This is a genomic window from Micromonospora sp. NPDC005291 (assembly GCF_040607415.1).
Taxonomy (GTDB): Bacteria; Actinomycetota; Actinomycetes; order Mycobacteriales; family Micromonosporaceae; genus Micromonospora.
Map to the genome: position 1 here is coordinate 108,801 of NZ_JBEXGR010000011.1, position 19,168 is coordinate 127,968.

Here is a 19,168-nt window from a genome sequence, read left to right on the forward strand (position 1 = left end):
CGAATCGATGGGGCATGACGGTGCCGCTGGGCGGGATCGTGCTGACCGACCATGACGCGGTCTACGCGGCGCTCGACCGGGCCGGGTTCACCGACGTCTGGTCGTCCGAGGTCGCCGGGACCGACGCGTTCACCCCGCTGGCGCTCGCCGCGGCCTGGCAGCCCCGGCTGCGGCTCGGCACCGCGATCACGCCGGTCTTCACCCGGGGCCCCGGGCTGCTGGCGATGAGCGCGGCGGCGCTGGCGGAGGCCGCGCCGGGCCGGTTCTCGCTGGGCATCGGCGCGTCCTCACCGGTGCTCGTGCGGGACTGGAACGCGGTGCGGTTCGACGAGCCGTTCCTGCGGACCCGGGACGTTCTGCGTTTCCTGCGTGCCGCACTGCGCGGCGAGACCGTGGACGAGGTCTACGACACGTTCACCGTGCGCCGGTTCACGCTGGAACGACCGCCGGCGGTGCCGCCGCCGATCCTGCTCGCCGCGCTGCGCCCGGGGATGCTCCGGCTGGCCGGCGCGGAGGCCGACGGGGTCATCCTCAACTGGCTCAGCGCCGACGACGTGCCACGCGCCCTCGCCGAGCTGGGTGAGCGGCGCGCCGGCTTCGAGATCGCCGCCCGGATCTTCGTCTGTCCCACCGAGGACGCCGTGTACGCCCGAGCGCTGGGCCGCCGGCTGATCACCAGCTACCTCACCGTCCCGGCGTACGCCGAGTTTCACCGCTGGCTCGGCCGCGACGAGGCCCTGGCGCCGATGTGGGAGGCCTGGGCTGCCGGTGACCGGCGCGGTGCCAGCGCGGCAGTGCCGGACGAGGTGGTCGACGCCCTGGTGCTGCACGGCTCACCGGAGCGGTGCCGCACCCAGGTCCGCCGCTACGCCGACGCCGGTGTGGACGTACCGGTCCTCGCACTGCTGCCCACCCCGGAGACCACCGCCGGTGGCGCCGCCGCGCTGCTCACCCTCATCGCCCAGCTGGGCACCGACCCCGCAGGAGCGTCCGAGTGAACCTCACCGACCGGATCGTGGTGGTCACCGGCGGCGCCGGCGGCATCGGGGGCGCGTTGTCGCGCCGTTTCGCCACCGAGGGTGCCGCGGCCGTGGTGGTCGCCGACCTGGACGTCGACGCGGCCCGCGCGGTGGCTGAGGGCATCGGCCCGGTCGCCCATGCCAGCGCCCTCGACGTCACCGACGAGGAGCAGGTCCGCGCGCTGGTCGCCGACACCGAGGAGCGGTACGGCCGGATCGACCTGTTCTGCGCCAACGCGGGGGTGACCACCGGCGGGGGAGTGGAGGTCGACGACGTCGGCTGGGACCGGGCGTGGCGGGTCAACGTGCTCGCGCACGTCTACTCGGCCCGTGCGGTGCTGCCCGGAATGCTCGCCCGGGGCGGTGGCCACCTGCTGCACACCTGCTCGGCGGCGGGTGTGCTGACCGCCGTGGGCGACGCCGCGTACACCGCGACGAAGCACGCCTCGGTGGGGTTCGCGGAGTGGCTGGCCATCACCTACCGGGACCGGGGCATCTGTGTCAGCGCGCTCTGCCCCCAGGGCGTGGACACCCCGATGCTCGCGGACGGAATCCGCGAGGGCCACCTCGGCGCCCGGGTGATCGAGGCCTCCGGCGCGGTGCTCACCCCGGACCAGGTCGCCGACGCGACCATCGCCGGCCTGGCCGAGGAACGCTTCCTGATCCTGCCGCACCCGGAGGTCGCCGACTACGCACGCCGCCGCGCGGAGGACCCGGACGGCTGGCAGGCCGGCCTACGGAAGCTCGTCCGCCGCCTGACCGCCTGACCTGCCTCGGCCTGGCCTGGTCCGGCGCGGCCTGGCCTGGCCTGGCCTGGCCTGGTCCGGCCTGGTCCGGTGCGGGCTGGCCTGGCTCGGTCAGGACCGGCCGAGTCGGACCAGCCAGCCGAAGGTCGCCGATGGCCCTAGTCGGGCGGCTTCGCCAGCCGCTCCACCCGGGTCCAACCGGACCAGCCACGCTCGCGCATCAGGTTCCGCAGTCGCTCCGCTCGCGGGTCGGTTTCGACGGCGAGCGCGTCCAGAAGGTCAGGCAGATCACCCTGCGCCTCGTCGACGAGGACGTCACCGGAACTGTAGGCCTGCTCGACCAGGGCGGCCATGATGTCGGCGGCCTCCTCCAGCAGCGCGTCCTCGGCCGCGTCGCTGTCGAAGATCTCCGACAGGACCCGATAGAGCCGAACGACCTGCGGGTCGTCCAGCTGCGCGAGTTTCGCCGGCATCCACTCGAGGATGTCATCGGGCCAGCGAGCCGCGACCAGGATCCACCCGTCCCGTTCAGCCTCCACCATCCGCTTCGACGCCCCGATGGCCCGAAGTCGATCGAGGTAGGACACCACCTGCGGTGAGAGCGCCAGACTGTCCCCGGCATTGAGCTGCGCGATCTGCTTGCGGCTGGACTCAAGCCGTTCGATCTCGTCCCGCAGGTGGCTGTCGATCCGCTGGATGGTCTCGGCAAAGGTCGACGCGTCGGCTTCGAGCATCTGACCGATCTGGGACAGCGGCACGCCGGCGTTGGCGAGGGTGCGGATCTTGATGAGGGACACGACTGCCGTTGCGCCATACCGCCGGTAACCCGAAGCATCCCGTTCCGGCTCGGGCAGTAGCCCGATCTGGTGATAGTGCCGCACCGCCCGCACGGTGACGCCGGCGTACGCCGCCAGTTGACCGATCGTCAGCATGCTCTGATCCTGCCCCCACCTCGTCCAGACCCGGTCGACACGGCTCAGGAGATCTTGCGGCGGTAGGACAGGGTGGCGAAGAAGTAGGCGACGATGAGGATGCCGACGCACCAGGCGAGGGCGATCCAGATGCCGGTGCCGACCGCTTGCTGTGTGAGCAGGTCGCGGATCGTGTTGACGATGGAGGTCACCGGTTGGTGTTCGGCGAAGGCGCGCACCGGGCCGGGCATGGTGTCGGTGGGCACGAAGGCCGAGCTGATGAACGGCAGGAAGATGAGCGGGTAGGAGAATGCGCTCGCGCCTTCCACCGACTGTGCGGTGAGGCCAGGGATCACGGCGATCCAGGTCAGCGCCAGGGTCAACAGGACGAGGATGCCGGCGACCGCGAGCCAGGCCAGCACGCCGGCTCCCGAGCGGAAGCCCATGGCGAGGGCGACGAGGACAACGACCACGAGCGAGATCACATTGGCGACCAGCGAGGTCAGGACGTGCGCCCACAGCACGCCTGATCGGGCGATCGGCATGGACTGGAATCGCTCGAAGATTCCGCCCTGCATGTCGTTGAAGAGCCGGAACGCGGTGTAGGAGATTCCCGACGCGATCGTGATGAGCAGGATGCCGGGCAGCATGTAGTTCACATACGAGACGGCTCCGGTGTCGATCGCACCGCCGAACACGTAGACGAACAGCAGCATGATGGCGATCGGTGTGATCGCGGTCGTGATGATGGTGTCCATGCTGCGGGTGACGTGGCGCATCGTCCGTCCCGTGAGGACGGCGGTGTCGGCGAAGAAGTGCGTGGCCATGGTTGTTGTTCCTTACTTCTTGTTCGACTCGGTCATGCGGCCTTGGCTGCCCTTGGCGGCGTTGCCATCGACGTCCTCGCTGGCGTCGCCGACGACCGCGAAGAAGACGTCTTCGAGGGAGGGCTGCTTCTCGACGTATTCGACCTTGGCGGGCGGCAGCAGCTGTTTGAGCTCGGCCAGGGTGCCGTCGACGATGATCCGACCCTGGTGGAGGATCGCGATCCGGTCGGCGAGTTGCTCTGCCTCCTCCAGGTACTGAGTGGTGAGCAGCACGGTCGTGCCTCCCGCGGCGAGTTCCTTGACGGCCTGCCACACTTCGATGCGCGCCTCCGGGTCCAGCCCGGTCGTCGGCTCGTCGAGGAAGATGACCGACGGGTTCCCGATGAGGCTCATCGCGATGTCCAGACGACGGCGCATGCCACCGGAGTACGTCGCCACCCTCCGGCGGCCCGCCTCGGTCAGTGAGAAGCGCCCCAGTAGGTCGTCCGCGATCGCGCCCGGGTCCTTGAGGTGCCGCAGCCTGGCTACCAGGACGAGGTTCTCCCGCCCGCTGAGGATCTCGTCGACCGCCGCGAACTGCCCGGTCAGACTGATGGACTCGCGTACGTCGGCGGCCTGTGTCGCGACATCGAAGCCGTTGACCCGGGCAGTCCCTGTGTCGGCCTTGAGCAGCGTGGACAGGATCTTCACCACCGTGGTCTTGCCCGCCCCGTTCGAGCCGAGCAGGGCGAAGATGCTGCCCCGCGCCACGTCGAGGTTCACGCCGCGCAGCACACGCAGCTCCTTGTACGACTTCTCCAGTCCCTGCACGTGGATCGCAGGCCCCGGGACCTGATTGGTTGTTGGCGAAATGCTCATGGCAGGCAGCATGGAGGGTTGACGCAGCGTCAAGGTCAAGCCCGCAGGGCGACCTGGCGGTCTTCGGCCGACTCGACGGGCTCCGCGTCGGGCAGGTGTGTCCGGTTGGGCAGCAGGAGCGGGGTGGCGAGCAGCAGGACGCCGGAGATGGTGATCGCGGTGAGCGGGCTGGTGAGTGTGGCGAGGATGCCCCAGATCGCCATGAGCAGGGCCTGGGAGAGTCTGCTGCTGACACTCCACGCGGTGAGGACCTGTGCGGCGTGATCGTCGGGGGTGCGTTGCAGGCGTTCTGTTGCGTTGATGGGGTTGAAGACGCCCATGCAGGTGATCAGCAGGCCCTCGACGATGATCACCGTGAGGAGCCCGGGGATGCCGGGTTGGGTCAACGCGAGACCGAGCGGGAAGATCGAGCGCAGCCAGCCGGACACGATCATGACGCGGTGGCGACCGTAGCGGGCGACGAGGGGTGCGGAGAGGCGGGCACCCGCGAAGCCGCCGAGTGCCGGGATTCCGAAAGCGAGACCGTACTGCCAGGCGGGGAAGTGGTATTGACCGAGCAGGAGGACGGCCAGGAGCGGACTGGTGGCCATGATCAGACCGCTGACTGTCACGGAATTGAGGAACAGCCGTCGGAGGACGCTGTCGTGGAGGATGAATCGCCAACCGTTGAGAAGGTCGGTGGCGCGCATCCTGGTTGCGGGATCGCGGGGTGCCGCGACATCGCTTCCGCGGATGAGGAGGACCCCCAGCGCGGACAGCAGGTAGCTGACGGCGTCGGCGGCGACGGTGGTGACCGGCCCGAGTAGCCCGATGAGCGCGCCGCCGATGGGCGGGCCCGCCGCGATCGCCACCCAGCTCGTGCCTTCGAATCTCCCGCTCGCGACAAGCAGATGCTCGTTCTTGACGAGGTGTTTCAGGTATGCGCCGGAGGCGGCGGTGAAGGCGATGCTCGCGGTTCCGCAGATGACCGAGACGACCAGCAGTTGGCCGTACGACAGCAGGCCGAGGAGGTACGCGATCGGAATGCTCGCCATGGCGAGGAACCGGATCAGGTCCATCGCGATCATCACCGGACGCTTGGCCCGGTACTCGACCCAGGGCCCGAACGGCACGGCGACGATCGCGGCGACGGCAAGCCCGGCGGCTCCCAGGAGCGAGACGGCGAATGCCTGCGTGTGCAGCACCTGAACCGCGATGAGCGGGAACGCCCCGAAAGCGATCCACGTGCCGTACGTACTGACGGCGTACGCCGACCACAGCCACCCGAAACTGGACCCCAACCGCACGCCCACGTGACTCCCTCGCAACAACCGACGGTTTGGTGCCGGAATCAGACCAGCCACGTCAGAGTGCGATCAAACAACCGGCCGCTCGGCGAGCCACAACGATCAGTTGTGCCCGCCTACGATCGCCTGATGGATACCGAGGGGCTGCGATCGTTCGTCCGCGCGGCCGAATTCGGCCAACTGCAACAGGCGGCCGACGAGCTGGGCGTGACGCAACAGGCGGTCTCCAAACGGATCGCCGTCCTGGAGCGCGAGCTGGAGGTCCGCCTCTTCACCCGTACCGCCCGGGGGGTCGAGCTGACGCTCGACGGTCAGGCGTTTCTCCCGCACGCCCGGAGCATCGTCACGGGTGTCGAGCGTGCCGTCGCGGCGGTCAGGCCGGGCTCCCGTGCCCTTCGGATCGACGTGCTCGGCCTGCGAAGCGCGCAGGCCGTTGTGCTGCACGACTACTGGCGGTCGCATCCCGGCACCAACCTCGACGTGGTCACGCTCAAGGTCAACGACCCGCGCGTGGCGGTCGCCGCCGTCGAGGCAGGCGACATCGACGCCTCGTTCCGCAGCGTCACCGACCCGGCGACGCTGCCGCGCGACGTGCAGATGATCCACGCGTTCGACTCCCCGGTGGAACTCCTCGTCGGCCCGCGACATCCGCTCGCCTCAGCACGAACACTGACGCCACTCCACCTGCGCAAGCACCGGATCTGGGTGCCGGGCATCGCGCCGCGCAGCGAATGGGCGGAGTTCTACGATCAGCTCGCCACCGACTTCGACCTCCGCATCGACGCGGCAGGCCCGCACTTCGGCGACGAGGTGCTCCTGGACACCCTCGCGGACTCCGCGGACGTGGCCACCCTCGTCGGGGCGCGCGACCGGTACATCTGGCCGACGAACCACGACCTGCGTCGCATCCCGATCGTCAACCCGACGCTCGCATACCCGATCTCCCTCATTCTTCCCAGAACGAACCCCCATCCGGGACTCCGGGCGATCATCAACCACTTCGGAAACCTGGCACCCCTCCCGGAGACCACCTGGCGCCCATCCTGGGCAACGAAGCCACGCCGCAAGGACGGCGACAGCGCACGTTGACGACACGTGCGCCAAGATGTCCGCTACGCGGGCGGTCAGCGGCGGCGTAGCGGGCCCGGGTGGATGGACCAGAGCAGCCGTCGCCACCACGGGCGGGCGGCGCGCAGCCCCTCCACGTAGTTGGTGGCCACCGCACCGGCGTGGTCGGCCTGGGCCGCGGTGGCGGTGCCGGGCGCGAAGGCCACCTGGTTGAGCAGAGCGGCCAGGTCGTCGACCCCGACCCCGGCCCCGGCCGGCGCCTGGCCCGTGCCGCCGGGCACGAGGGCCACCGCGCCCGGTGCCTCGCGGTGGTCGCCGCTGGCGGCGGCGTCCGGGTCGCCCGGCCTGCCGCCGGATCGTCTGATGCGAGCGTCGAGCAGGGCCTGCCGAGCCTGGCCGGCCACCTCGGTGGCCGCCAGGTCGTCGCCGACCGGCCTCCCCGCCAAGCGCAGCGCGTCGGTGACCTCCCGCCAGGCGCCGACGATGCGCTGTGCGGGATCCTCCCGGCCCAGCCGGGCACGGCTGAGTGAGCGGCGCATCGTCAGCAGCGTGAGCAGCATGGCTCCCACCAGCAGCAGTAGGCCACCGCTGCCGCCCGCGACCAGCACCGGCGTGGGCACCCCGCCGGGGGCGGGCGGCCCGTCGGGGGCAGCGACCGGCTCGGGCGAGGCCGTGGGCTCCACGGTGGGCGCTGGCGCCTCCGACGGCGGCGGGTCCTCCGGCGTCGGGCGGAAATCCTCCTCCACCGGCCTCGGCTCATCGTTCGGGCGGGGCAGCGGGTCGAACGACACCCAACCCAGCCCGTCGAAGAGCACCTCCGGCCAGGCGTACGCGTCACCGGCCAGCACCGGCCCCTGCCCGCTGGCCCGGAAGCCCACCACCACCCGGGTCGGCAGCCCGGAGAGCCGGCCGAGCACCGCGAACGCCGCCGCGAACTGCTCCGAGGTGCCCTCCTGCCCGCCGCCGCTGCGCGGCCCGAAGAGGAAGAAACCCAGATTCGGGTACGCGTGCCCGCTCGGCGCGTCCGCCACCACCCGATAGTGCTCAGCCAGGAACTGCTCGATCGCCGAAGCCCGCGCGAACGGGGCGCCGTTCTCCTCGGCGAGCTGCGCGGCCAGCCGGCGCATCGGGTCCGGCACCCCGTCGGCGACGCGCAGCACCCGGGCCACCTCATCACCGGCGGGCACGTTCGCGGTGGGCAGCAGGTTGTTGTCCGGGCGCTCCTCGGCAGAGGTCACCGTGTAGCGCAGCCCCGGCGTCAACCCCTCCGGCCGGATCAGCGTCCCGGTCGCCGGGTCGTACGCCACCCGCGCGCCACTGACCTCGCGCGGTGTCGCCACGGCGGGCAGGAGGCGACCGCTCAGCTCCGCCACGGTGACCTGTTGGCGGACCGTCTCCACGGTGCTGTCCCGAGGCGGCGTGGCGGCCGGCAGGATCCGACCGGCGTTGCGGTACGTCGCGCCGACCCGCCAGGTCACCCCGTCGTAGTCGCTGAGCACCGCCAACCGGATCCGCACACTGTCCGTCGCCGGTCTCCCTTCGGTGGACGGCTCTGTGCCCGGTGCGGCGTCGCCGGGCGCCTGCGCATCAGGGCGCTCCGTGCTCACGTCGAGAAGCCTCTGCTCCGGGTGCAGCGCCCAGCCGGAGATCCGGATCAACGGGTTCTCGTCGAGCGTCTGCACCTGCGGCGGCTCCACGTACCGGCGCGGGTCCACCGGCCGGCCGTCGACCTGATCGGCGACGACCGGGCCGAGCAGCGCGACCAGCCCGACCACCAGGGCCACCCCGAGCGCCGCGCTGGTGGCCAGCCGGAGCCGCACCGCCGCGCGTACCCGGGGGGCCAGATCAGCGGCCGGATCCCCGCCGGCCGGTGCCGTACCGGACGGGGCCGCCAGGCCGACCGCCGCGACCGCGACGAACGCCAGCGTCGCCCCGACCGCCGGTTCGGCATTCGGACCAACCGCGTAGAGGGCGGCGGCGTAGAGCCCCGCGGCCGGCAGATAACCCAACAGCACCCGGCCGGTGCGCAGCGCCACCTCCGCACCCGCCAGCCCGGCCAGCCAGGCCGCGACAACGGGCACCAGCACCGTGTCCGGTGTGGGCTCCACCGGAATCATCGCGGTGAGCAGCCGGGGGATGCCGTTGCGGGCCGCGTCGGCGGTGACCTCCAACAGGCCGCCCGGTAGGTCGGCGCGGGTGGCGGCCAGCCGCAGCGACCAGAGCGTCCAGGCGGCCATCGCGGCGACCGACACCGGCGCCACCAGCCAGGACGGCAGCCGCCGGGCTGCCACGCTGACCAGCACCGAACCGGCTGCGGCGCCGATGACCAGCCAGGCCAGCAGGTCACCCGCGTACACCCGGCCGAGCACCACCCCGGCGAGCGCGGTCAGCGCGATCAGCGCCAGCGGGACGACGGCCGCCCGCAGCACCCGCACGACGTGCGTCACCACCGGCGTACCCCGTCCCACTCCGCGGCGAACCGCGCGCCGTCCGCCGCGTCGACGACCACCAGGCCGGCCGCGCCCGGCGGCGTGGGCTCGGCAGCGCCGAACACCCCGACCACCACCGACGGGTACGCGCCGCGCAGCGCCCCGACGTGCCCCAGCTCGCCCCGGCCACCCGGCCCGGTCAGGAAGATCAGCGTGTCACCGAGCCGGTCCTGCCGCAGCCGGGTGGTGGCCGCGCGCACCGCGTCACCATCGTCGGACAGCTCGGCGGCGGCGAGCCGGTCCAGCGGCCCGAGCGCGGAGCCGACGTCCGCCTTCCCACCGGGCCTCCCCGCCTCGGCCGGCGCGTCCGGCTCCGCGGCGGCGAACAGCAACACCACCGGTAGGTCCGCGTGGTGCGCGGCGGTGACGATCGACGCGGCAGCCTCACAGGCCGACTCGAACGACTCCGCGACCCCGTTCGTCCGCTGCGGGTGCGCGGCGGCGCGGTTGTCCAGCAGGACGACCAGGCGCGGCAGGCTGGTGTCCACGTTCTCCCGCACCATCAGCTCACCCACCCGGGCGCTGGTCCGCCAGTGCACCCGGCGCAGCTCGTCGCCGACCACGTACTCCCGCAGCGAGTCGAACGTGATCGACCCGTGGGGGACCCCGTCCACCCGGCCGTCGAGGCTGCGCCCCGCGCCGGTGGGCACCGCCGTCAGCGGGTGGATCCGGGGGTGCACCCAGACCGGCACCGCCGCACCGTACGGGCGGGCCAGCGCCACCAACCCCAGCGGGTCGCGCCGGGTCACCCGTAGTGGCCCGACCGGCACCACCCCACGACGATGGGTCGGCACGTCGTAGCGGACCTCGGTGTCCCGGCCGGGCCGCAGGCGCAGCACCGGCACCGGCACGGTCCGCTCCCCGCAGCGGTCCTCGGCCAGCAGGTTCGCCGACCGGAACCGGCCGGCATTGCGCACGGTCAACGTCATGCTCGCCGGCTCACCGCGCGCCACCCGGTCCGGGTCCGCGCGGCGGGTCACCGTCAGCCGGGGCCGCCAGGCCGCGACCAGCGCGGCGTAGCCGACGGCCGCGAGGGCCGCCGCGCCGAGCAGCGTCAACTCGGGGTACGCGAACCGGAAACCCGCCCCCAACAGGACGACGGCGGCGACGAGCAGCCCGACTCCACGGGCGGTGATCCCCATACCGCTGCTGCCGGTCAGCCCTGCACCGGAGCGGGCTGCCCCGACGGCAGTGGCACCGGCACCGAGGCGACGGCCTGGCGCAGCACCTCCGCGGCGGTCATCCCGCGGACCTGGGCGTCCGGGGTGAGCAGCAGCCGATGCGCGAACACCGCTTCGACGAGCGCCTTCAGATCCTCCGGCATGATCCAGCCCCGTCCGTCAATCAGCGCATACGCGCACGCCGCGCGGGTCAACGCGATCACGCCCCGGGGACTGACCCCGACTCGCACCTGCGGGTGGGTGCGGGTGGCGGCGGCCAGCCGGACCGCGTACGCGTAGAGCGGCTCGGCGATGTGCACCCGGCGAGCCATCCGGACCATCTCCCCGATGGTGGCGGTGTCGGCGACCGGGGTGAGCGCCTCGGGGGAGCGCACCGTCGCGCCGCGCAGCACCTCGACCTCGACCGCCTCGTCCGGATAGCCGACGGAGAGCTTCACCAGGAAACGGTCCAACTGCGCCTCTGGCAGCCGGTAGGTGCCGTCCATCTCCACCGGGTTCTGGGTGGCCACCACCAGGAACGGCGACGGCACCGAGTGCCGGACCCCGTCCACGGTGACCGTGCGTTCCTCCATCACCTCCAACAGCGCCGACTGGGTCTTCGGCGACGCCCGGTTGATCTCGTCGGCGATGACGATGTTGGCGAAGACCGGCCCCGGATGGAACTCGAAGTCCCGGGTCGCCTGGTTGAAGATCGTCACACCGGACACGTCCGAGGGGAGCAGGTCGGGGGTGAACTGGATGCGCCGCCACTGACCCTTCACCGTGGCGGCGATGGCCCGCGCCAGGGTGGTCTTACCGACCCCGGGCACGTCCTCCAGGAGCACGTGACCCTGCGCGAAGAGCGCGGTCAGCGCCAGCCGGACCACCTGCGGTTTGCCGAGCACCACCGCGTTGACGTTCTCGGCCAGTCGGGCGGCGAGGGCGGCGAAGCCCTGGACCTCCGGCTGGGTGAGCGGCTCGTGGGTGTTCACGGTCGGTGGTGCTCCTTGCCTGGTGGTTCAGCAGGTGGGCAGGACGTTGATGGTGTCGCCGCCCTCCAGGTTGAGCCAGGCCCACGGGATGTAGTTCTTCCCGCCGAATTCGACCTGCACCCACCAGGTGCTGCGCTTCTGGTTGTTGTAGATCCAGGAGTCGACGTCCTCACCGGACTTCTTGCAGTACGCCATCAGCCGACTGCCGGGCTTCGCCCAGCCGGCCTGCTGGTCGTTGTCCTGCCGGGTGACCTTGAAGACCTCGTTGCCGTTGCGGCCGTCGACTTCCTTGTTGCAGTAGGTCCGCTGGTCGCCGTCCGGCCCGTTGTTGCAGGTGGCGATCCCGTACAGAGGCGGGGTGTCCTGCGCCCTCGTGGCGGTGCCCTTACCGGCGGCGTTGGTGGCCGTCACCGTGAACGTGTAATCCGTGCCCGGCGTCAGGCCCGGCACCGTGATGCTGGAACACGCCCCGGCCTTCGCCGGCTCACCCGGCGTGCTCACCGAGCAGGTGGCCTTGCCGCCGCCAGCGTCCACGGTGAACGTCACCGTCGCCGAAGTGGCGGTCGACGACGAACCGGTCACCGTGACCCGTGGTTCGGCGACCGTGCGGGCGGTGGCGGTCGCCTCCGGGCCGGGGCCTGCCTCGTTGACCGCCTTCACCTTCACCGTGACGTTCTGGCCGTTGCCCAGCCCGGTGACGGTCGTGCGGGTGTCGGTCACCTCGCTGACGCGCCCACCGACGTCCACCAGGTATTTTGTCACCGGTCGACCGTTGGCCTCGGCCGGCGCCCACTGCACCGTGACCGCACCCGGCTGGTTGGCGACCGTGCCGGCGGTCAGGTCGAGCGGCCGACCGGGCGCCGCGAACGGCACCACCGTGTTGCTGACCGGAGACGCCGCCGACCCGGCGCCCTTGTCGTTGACCGCCACCACAGTGAACGCATATTGGGTGCCGAACTCCAGCTCACCGGCGGGCACCACCAGTTCGGTCTTCTTCGACTCGCCGGCCGGCGCGTTCGTCCCCGCCGAACTGGCCGTCACCGCGTACCTCGCGATGGTGTTGCCCTGCCCGTTCGCGGCCGGCCACCTGACCAGCACCGTGCCGTCCGGCCGCTCCTGGGCGGTGACGCTCGCCGGCGGGTCGGGCACCGCGGCGGTCGGGGTCACCGGGTTGCTGTTGCGCGACGGACCGTCGCCCTTGGCGTTGACGGCGTGCACCGCGAACTTGTACGTCTCGCCGTTGGTCAACCCCTTGACCTCCACCGCGCGCTGGTTGGCACCCACCTCCAGGCTCTGGCCGGCGCCCTCCACCACGTACTTGATGATCTCGGCGCCGTTGGCGGCGGCCGGCCGCCAGCTCACCCGCGCCTGAGCGTTGCCAGCGGCGGCGGTGACGCTGCGCGGAGCGCTCGGCTTGCCCACCCGGGGCTTCTTCGGCGGGGGCGGCGGCGGCGGAACCGGTGGCGGGTCGCCGCCGAGCACGTCGTTGGCGTACTTGTTGACCTCGCGCACCTGGTGCTTGTCGTCCACCACCCGGGCGGTCGCCGCGTCGGGGGAGTTGATGAACAGGTGATTTTCCCGGACCTCCAGCTCCAGAGGCCCGTTCGCCCGCCCGCCGATGGTCTCGACCAGCTGACCGCCCGCGTCGAAGGAGTAGATGGTGCCGGTGGCCTCGTCGGCGCAGTAGAACCGGTCCGCCCAGGCCACCGCCGGGCTGATTCGGTCGCCCTCGCCCGGCACGGTGAACGCCTTCTCCTCACCACCGTCACCCACCACCAGCACCCGCCGATCGGCGGGCACGGTGACCGGGACCCGCGAGCCGCTGGTGCGCGCGGGCAGTGCCGCCGAACCGGACAGCGTCAACGGAGTCGGGTGGACCTCGCCGCGCTGCACCCGCACCAGCTTCCCGGCCGTCCGGTCGAGCACCGCCACACCATCGTCCAGGGTGGAGACCACCAGATCGTGGCTGGCATCGGCGACGTCGTACGACTCGACCCGCTCCGGGCTGAGCCCGGCGCCGGCCGGCGCGGCCGAAGCCGGCGCGGACGGCAGCTTGGCGGCGGTGATCGCCGAGACGGTGCCTTCGCTGGGCACCGCGATCCAGAGCCGACCCTCGCCGTCGAAGGTGCCGCCGGTGATGCCCGGTGGGTAGCGCACCGGCTCGCCGACCGGAGTCAGCGACCGTGGGTCGAGCTGCCGCACAATGCCCTGCACGGCGTCGACCACGAACGCCGCGTCCTCGTGCAGGGCCACACTCACGCCCAGGCCAGGGGTCGTCCGGGTGGTCGCGGTGAGTTGCAGGGTAGCCAGGTCCAGTGAGCTGACCTGCCCCGTCTGTAGGTCACGCAGGATCAGCAGCCGGTCGGTCTGGGTGACCTGCATCGGATGCCGACGGGCACCGGGGATCTCGGTGCGGGTGTCCACCCGGGCGGTGACCCCGTTGACCCGGGCCAGCTCGCTGCGTGCCGCGCTCCACAGCCAGGAACTCGCGTCGTAGTTGGCCACCGCGTTGTCGGCTGCCCCCAGCCCGAGAACGGTCAGCCCCATGGCGGCCAGCAGCGCGGTCACCGTGCCGACGGTCACCAGCCCGCCGCGAAGCCGCGACCGGGAGCGGGGGGCGTCGGTCCGTATGGCGTCGTCGATGCTGGCCACAGCCGGCTGCCTCCCCTGAGTCGTGGCAGGTGGCGCGCCTCGCGGCGACCCCTCCCCTGAGCCGGGTGCCATCATATGGCGCTGCTGGTGACGGGGGAACCCGCACCGTCACCCCTGTGGATACCGAGCGTGTGCGTTGTGGACGCCCAGCTCAGCTCGGTTTCAGCGTGGCGACGGTCGGGTTGAGGGCTCGCGGGTCGACGGGGTGGTGCGCTCGCGGGCGGTGCAGACCTGTCCGGATGTCGCGAAGCTGTCAGTGGAGTAGACCGCCAACACGGTGAAGCAGTGGTCCACCCGCGAGTTCAACCCGTTGACCGTGTAGCTGGTCCTGCCCGGGTCCACGGTGGCCATCACGCCCAGAGCCTGGCCGGCCCGACCGGCGGCGACCATGAACGGCACCGCACCGTTGGACGGGTCCGTCCAGGTCAACGTGATCGTGGTCGACTCGTCCCGCAGTTTCAGGTCGCCCGGCGGTGGCCCGGCCGCCGTCGGTGCCGCTGCCGTCGGCGAGGTCCCGACCGGCGGCGGGTCGTCGCGGGTCAGCACCACCGCGCCCAGGCCGGCCACCGCCACGACAGCCACCCCGGCCGCCGCCACCGCGCCGATCAGCGTCGCACGGTTGCGGCCCGTCGACCCGCCCTCATCGGTGTACGTGGGCCGGTACGCGTCCTGCGTCGGGTGGTACTGCTGGCCCGGGTACGGCGTCTGGATCGGGTACTGGTCCTGGCTCGGGTACTGGTCCTGGTGGTACTGCTGGGCCGGTCGCGGCGCGGTTGACGGCGGCATCGCCGGTTCGGCGCCCGCCTCCGGAGACCAGGCCGGTGGAGTCGGCTCGGCCGACGTCGCGACACCGGCCTGCGGTGGCGATACCACCGCGGCATCGACAGCACTCAGCCCGAACTCGCCGTCCGCGTCCATCGGGGACCGGTCAGCGGAGTCCGCACCGGGAGACGCCAGTGGTTGCGGTGGCGCGCTGCTGCTCCACGGCGGCGCGGTCAACCCCCACGGCGGTACGGGTGGCGCGCTCACCGGAAGCCCGGAGACGGGTTGTCCGTAAGGCGGCCCGGAGACGGGTTGCTGGAAACCGGGCGGAGCGGACACCGGGTAGGTGTGCCCGGGTGGTGCGGACACGGGTTGCCCATTGCCAGGCGGTCCGGACACCGGGTACGGGTGGGCTGGTGGTCCGCTCACCGGGTACGCCGGCCCTGGATGGTTACTGGTCGGGGACTGCCTGCCCGACGATGTCGCCTCGACGCCGGAGACGTTGCCCGATCCGCTCGCCCCGGTTGGCCTGGCTGCGGCTCGGGCAGCTTCCTCGGCGAGCAGCGGCTCGATCTGCCGTACCTGGATCGTGGGGTCGTCCCAGCGGGGTGCCGGCACCGCCGGTGCTGCCGAGGTGGCCGCCGACGCCGGGGTGGGTGGGGTCGACGGCTGGTGTGGAACGTCGACCGCCTGATGGGGTGCTTCGTCGCCCTCCCGCTGACGCGGCGCTACGGCCGGCCCGGCCGGAGGTCGGTGTGGTGGCTGCTGATTGGCCGGCGGCGTCGGTTGGCCTTCGGCCCTCGGCCGGGGCAGCGGGCCGACCGCTGGCCGGGAAGGCTCGGGAGGTCGCTCGGCTGCGCGTTGACGAGGTGGCACTGCGGGGCCGGGCGGTTGTTCGTTGGCGCGTTGACGCGGTGGCACCGCGGGTGCGGGTACTCGTGGCGGCGGGCCGGGCTGCGCTGGCGCGATCGCGGGAGGTGGCGGCTGGACGGGTGTCACCCGAGGGACTGGAGCCGGCGCTGCGGCGGCGTTGCTGGGTGAGGTGGTCGCGGCGGGTGCGCGTACCCCTGGAGGGGTTTGCCGGGGCGTGGCCGGCGGTTGCGGCGGAGCCCAGGGTGAGGCGGCGGCCGACGGGCCACCAGCGGAGGGCCGCATCGCGGCCAGGGTCGCCAGGGACAGCGTCGGGCCGGAGAGTGCCGACCGGGTGCCGGACTCGGTCGTCGAGGGGGCCGGATTGGGTGCCGGCGGTGAGCCGTCCCCCTGCGCCTTCGACGTAGGTAGGCCGAGGTAGTCGCGGGCGGCGCGTACCGCCGGATGGTGCTCCCCGAGCGCGGCGGGCCCGGCGGTCGCGACGCGGGTGTAGTTGCGGCGGGCCTCGTGCCGGTTGCCCAGCTCCTCCGCTACCTCGGCGAGTTCGAATGCGAGCGCGAGCATCACCGGGTCGGAGTGCTCCCAGCGCCGTTCGCCCGCCGCGAACGCCTCCTCCAGCACCCGACGCGCGGCGAGCGGGTCGTCCGCCTCCCGGTGCAGCCGTGCCAGCAGGTGCCCGGTGTGCAGCACCTCGGGATGGTCGTCGCCGTACGGCGGGGGAGCGGATCCGACGGCCTCCGCGAGCAGCTGCCGGGCGGCGCTGAGGTCGCCCGCGGCGCGCAGGGCGAGGGCCCGGTGCTGGGCGCCTGCCAGGGGGGAGGGATGGGACACGTGGCAATGCTGCCGTCAGAGGGCCGCCTGACGCTACCCGGACACGCCCTGGCGGGGTGTCGGTGAGCGTGTGCGAGGCCGTCTGAGCAGCGGCGGAAGCGCCGAGAGAGAGACCGCTTAAGGCGATGTGCATGATCCACGAGCGGCGTGTACAGTAACTCCCCGTGCGGCCCGCCGTACCGACATCGGGTGGAAAGATCATCTGGGTCGGCGAGGTAGGCTGAACGTGTAGGTCCGGGTGGCGGAATGGCAGACGCGCTAGCTTGAGGTGCTAGTGCCCGTATAGGGCGTGGGGGTTCAAGTCCCCCCTCGGACACGAACCATAACCCCACGGTGCGCGCTGAGATCCACTGCAGCGCGCACCGTTTGCGTTTCGGTCTGGTAGGTGAGTCGGAGTCCGAGTTGCCGGTAGACCTCGGCTTTGTCGTCGGGGTCGGCGTCGCGTAGCACGGCGACGATGTCGCCGAGCGCTCGGACCAGGTCGGCGATCTGGGAGCGGCTCATCCGGCGTGGCTCTGTCTGCTGGGTCGTTTGAAGATCAGATTCGGCTCGTGTCCGTTCGGCCTGGGTTCGGGTGATCCAACCGGTGACTAGTGCGGGATCTGCGCCAGCGTCGAGGGCGGGTGAGTACGTCCAGCCGAGCAGCCCCAGAGGCGTCAGCAGGCATCGGCGGCCTGAGCCTGTGTTGAGCGTCAAGGAGCGGCTGGCGGCGGGTGGGGTAGTGGGTGGGCGCCTTCCGGGCGTAGGCCGTCGAAGATGATGGCGAGGTATCGCCGCCACAGGTCGGGTGGGGCGTCCGGCGCGTAGCTGGTGACGTAGTTGGGTGCGCACATCAGCAGGATGACGTCGGTGCCGGTGACGTCGGCTCGTACAGCGCCGTGTTCACGAGCCCGGTCGACAAGCTTGTGCACGGTGCGGAACATCTGCTCGCGGGCTCCGGTCACGTCCGCGTTCAGTTCGCCGGCCTCCTGTAGGAACGACAGGTCGCGTTGCTGTCGCTGATGCGCGGCGACGGTGAGGAACTCCAGCAGCGCGGCGCCCGGGTCGGCTGCGTCGAGCAACTGTTCGCCGACCGTGTTGAGCTCGTCGATCCGGTCGAGGACGATCGTGGCGAGCAGGTCGTCCTTCGTGGCGAAGTGACGGAACAGGGTGCCCTTGCCGAGGCCGGCCCGGCGGGCGATGTCGGCGACTGAGGCGTCCAAACCGTGCTCCGCGAACTCGTCGGCGGCGGCTGCCAGCAGCAGCCCTCGGTTGCGGGCGGCGTCGGCACGCAACGGGCGGGTGGCGGTCACGTTGCCCACCCTAGCAAGTTGACCGGGCGGTCCGCTTATTGCTAGCTTCACGACCGGTAACGTGACCGCTCGGTCCGTTTAGTGGAGGAAGCTCATGAAGGCAGTTGTCGTGACCGGCTACGGGCCGCCCGAGGAATACGCGGTGGCGGAGGTGCCGGCACCCCGGCCCGGGCCGGGACAGATTCAGGTCCGGATCGCGGCCGCCTCGATCAACCCGGCGGACGTCCGGCTGCCCAGCGGGGATTTTCGGGGCGTCGTGCCGCTGGAGTTTCCGCACGTGCCGGGCAACGACTTTGCCGGCACGGTCAGCGAGGTCGGCGCGGGCGTGACGGCCTACCAGGTAGGCGACGAGATCTTCGGCCAGGCCGTACCGCGGGCGCTGCGGGCGATGGCCGGTGCGACCCGGCCGTCGCTGAGCACCGGCTCGCTGGCCGAGTACGCGGTCTTCGAGGCCGACACCCCGTTCCTGGCGCACCGCCCGGCCGGCCTCGACATCGAGCAGGCGGCCGCCCTGCCCACCGTCGGCCTGACCGCACGGGCGCTGATGGCCACCGCCGGGGTGCAACCCGGCGAAACCGTCCTGGTCGTCGGCGCGACCGGCGGCGTCGGGACCGCCGTGATCCCGCTGCTCGCCGCCGCGAAGGCGCGGGTGATCGCCACCGCGACCGCCGCTGACGCCGGCATCCTCCAAGCTCTCGGCGCCGACAAGACCATTGGATACGCGGAATCCGAATACCCCTCCGACGTCGACGTCGCGTTCAACCTGACCCTGCCGAGTGACCACCTTGCCGGAGTTGCCGGCGCCGTCCGCCCGGGTGGACGCCTCGTCACGATCACCTACCCGGTACCGCAGCAGGACTGGATCGGCCGCGACGACGTCAGGCTGCATTTCGTGCTGGACATGGACGGCGCCTTCGGCGGGATGCGCGAGGTCGGTGACCTGGCGGTCAGTGGCGAACTACCGGCCACGATCGGGCGCCGCTACACCCTCGACCAGGGCGCTCAAGCATGCGTCGACTTCGTCCGCCGGCACACGACCGGGAAGCTCGTCGTCACGATGTGAAACACAACTGCCATCGACGCTTCTCGGCAATCTGGCCGAACGTCAGCCGATTGCCGCTACCGACCCGCCGTAAGCCAATCCCGAGCTCGCCGGCGAGGAGCGAGCCAAGCGTCAGGCGCAGCGTCGACCCGGCCGCGTTGCCCCGGTAGTGATAGCGAATGCGGCCGCGAATGGTCTGCCGGCTCGGTGGGCGCCCGTTTCCCGGCGGTGCCTTCGGTGAGATGTCCACGTATAGCAGCACCGTCGGCCGCGCCGGAGGCCACCCTGCCATGGGTCATCGGTGGCTGCGCTTATCGCCCGGTCGGCCGGCAGCCAGGCCAGCTCGGCCTCACCGAGCTTGAC

The 19,168-nt window shown here is 71.8% G+C and carries 15 protein-coding genes, 1 tRNA gene and 1 pseudogene; 5 read left to right on the forward strand and 12 right to left on the reverse strand.

The window, feature by feature from the left end; translation table 11 throughout:
* Positions 1-14: 14 nt before the first annotated feature.
* Positions 15-998 (forward strand): LLM class F420-dependent oxidoreductase, encoded by a 984-nt coding sequence (locus tag ABZT18_RS17090; RefSeq protein WP_354992513.1) that lies wholly within the window; start codon positions 15-17, stop codon positions 996-998.
* On the forward strand, positions 995-1,786 hold the full coding sequence (locus ABZT18_RS17095) for an SDR family oxidoreductase (RefSeq protein WP_354992442.1): 792 nt from the start codon (positions 995-997) through the stop codon (positions 1,784-1,786). The genes ABZT18_RS17090 and ABZT18_RS17095 overlap by 4 nt, the downstream gene beginning before the upstream one ends.
* Before the next feature lie 137 nt (positions 1,787-1,923).
* Here the strand turns inward: ABZT18_RS17095 and ABZT18_RS17100 are convergent, their stop codons facing one another.
* From ABZT18_RS17100 to ABZT18_RS17115, 4 genes are read right to left on the reverse strand one after another with little or no spacing between them, the layout of a single operon-like run.
* Entirely contained in the window at positions 1,924-2,697 is a 774-nt protein-coding gene (locus tag ABZT18_RS17100; RefSeq protein ID WP_355251729.1) for a MerR family transcriptional regulator, read from the reverse strand.
* A 44-nt stretch (positions 2,698-2,741) separates the two neighbouring features.
* The gene (locus ABZT18_RS17105; protein ID WP_354992440.1) at positions 2,742-3,503 is read right to left on the reverse strand and encodes an ABC transporter permease; all 762 of its coding nucleotides are present in this window, start codon (positions 3,501-3,503) and stop codon (positions 2,742-2,744) included.
* A gap of 12 nt (positions 3,504-3,515) precedes the next feature.
* On the reverse strand, positions 3,516-4,361 hold the full coding sequence (locus tag ABZT18_RS17110; RefSeq protein WP_354992439.1) for an ATP-binding cassette domain-containing protein: 846 nt from the start codon (positions 4,359-4,361) through the stop codon (positions 3,516-3,518).
* Between the two features lie 35 nt (positions 4,362-4,396).
* A complete protein-coding gene (locus ABZT18_RS17115; protein ID WP_355251732.1) occupies positions 4,397-5,653 on the reverse strand; it encodes an MFS transporter in 1,257 nt (418 codons plus the stop codon).
* A gap of 123 nt (positions 5,654-5,776) precedes the next feature.
* Between ABZT18_RS17115 and ABZT18_RS17120 the strand changes: the two genes are divergently transcribed.
* A complete protein-coding gene (locus ABZT18_RS17120; RefSeq protein ID WP_355251735.1) occupies positions 5,777-6,736 on the forward strand; it encodes a LysR family transcriptional regulator in 960 nt (319 codons plus the stop codon).
* A 35-nt stretch (positions 6,737-6,771) separates the two neighbouring features.
* Here ABZT18_RS17120 and ABZT18_RS17125 read toward each other — a convergent pair whose 3' ends face one another.
* The 5 genes and pseudogenes from ABZT18_RS17125 to ABZT18_RS17145 all read right to left on the reverse strand — a co-directional run.
* Positions 6,772-9,165: a transglutaminaseTgpA domain-containing protein gene (locus ABZT18_RS17125; RefSeq protein WP_355251738.1), complete on the reverse strand. Its 2,394-nt coding sequence runs from the start codon at positions 9,163-9,165 to the stop codon at positions 6,772-6,774.
* Positions 9,159-10,346, reverse strand: a complete 1,188-nt coding sequence (locus tag ABZT18_RS17130; RefSeq protein ID WP_355251741.1) for a DUF58 domain-containing protein — start codon at positions 10,344-10,346, stop codon at positions 9,159-9,161. Before ABZT18_RS17130 ends, ABZT18_RS17125 begins: the two co-directional genes overlap by 7 nt.
* 14 nt (positions 10,347-10,360) lie before the next feature.
* Positions 10,361-11,356: a MoxR family ATPase gene (locus ABZT18_RS17135; RefSeq protein WP_354992434.1), complete on the reverse strand. Its 996-nt coding sequence runs from the start codon at positions 11,354-11,356 to the stop codon at positions 10,361-10,363.
* A 27-nt stretch (positions 11,357-11,383) separates the two neighbouring features.
* Positions 11,384-13,987, reverse strand: a complete 2,604-nt coding sequence (locus ABZT18_RS17140) for a fibronectin type III domain-containing protein (protein ID WP_355251827.1) — start codon at positions 13,985-13,987, stop codon at positions 11,384-11,386.
* 183 nt (positions 13,988-14,170) lie between these two features.
* Positions 14,171-14,635, reverse strand: a pseudogene (locus ABZT18_RS17145) (hypothetical protein); the annotation flags it as partial.
* Between the two features lie 2,068 nt (positions 14,636-16,703).
* Between ABZT18_RS17145 and ABZT18_RS17150 the strand changes: the two are divergent.
* A tRNA-Leu gene (locus tag ABZT18_RS17150) sits at positions 16,704-16,787 on the forward strand.
* Here ABZT18_RS17150 and ABZT18_RS17155 read toward each other — a convergent pair.
* Positions 16,769-16,975, reverse strand: a complete 207-nt coding sequence (locus ABZT18_RS17155; RefSeq protein WP_354992433.1) for a hypothetical protein — start codon at positions 16,973-16,975, stop codon at positions 16,769-16,771. The genes ABZT18_RS17150 and ABZT18_RS17155 overlap by 19 nt on opposite strands.
* 188 nt (positions 16,976-17,163) lie before the next feature.
* A complete protein-coding gene (locus ABZT18_RS17160; RefSeq protein WP_355251744.1) occupies positions 17,164-17,763 on the reverse strand; it encodes a helix-turn-helix domain-containing protein in 600 nt (199 codons plus the stop codon).
* A gap of 94 nt (positions 17,764-17,857) precedes the next feature.
* Here ABZT18_RS17160 and ABZT18_RS17165 point away from each other — a divergent pair, with 94 nt between their 5' ends.
* Positions 17,858-18,826, forward strand: a complete 969-nt coding sequence (locus tag ABZT18_RS17165) for an NADP-dependent oxidoreductase (RefSeq protein ID WP_355251747.1) — start codon at positions 17,858-17,860, stop codon at positions 18,824-18,826.
* On the opposite strand, the gene ABZT18_RS17170 is transcribed toward ABZT18_RS17165, so the two are convergent.
* A complete protein-coding gene (locus tag ABZT18_RS17170) occupies positions 18,816-19,097 on the reverse strand; it encodes a GIY-YIG nuclease family protein (RefSeq protein ID WP_354992430.1) in 282 nt (93 codons plus the stop codon). The genes ABZT18_RS17165 and ABZT18_RS17170 overlap by 11 nt on opposite strands.
* Positions 19,098-19,168 lie beyond the last annotated feature (71 nt).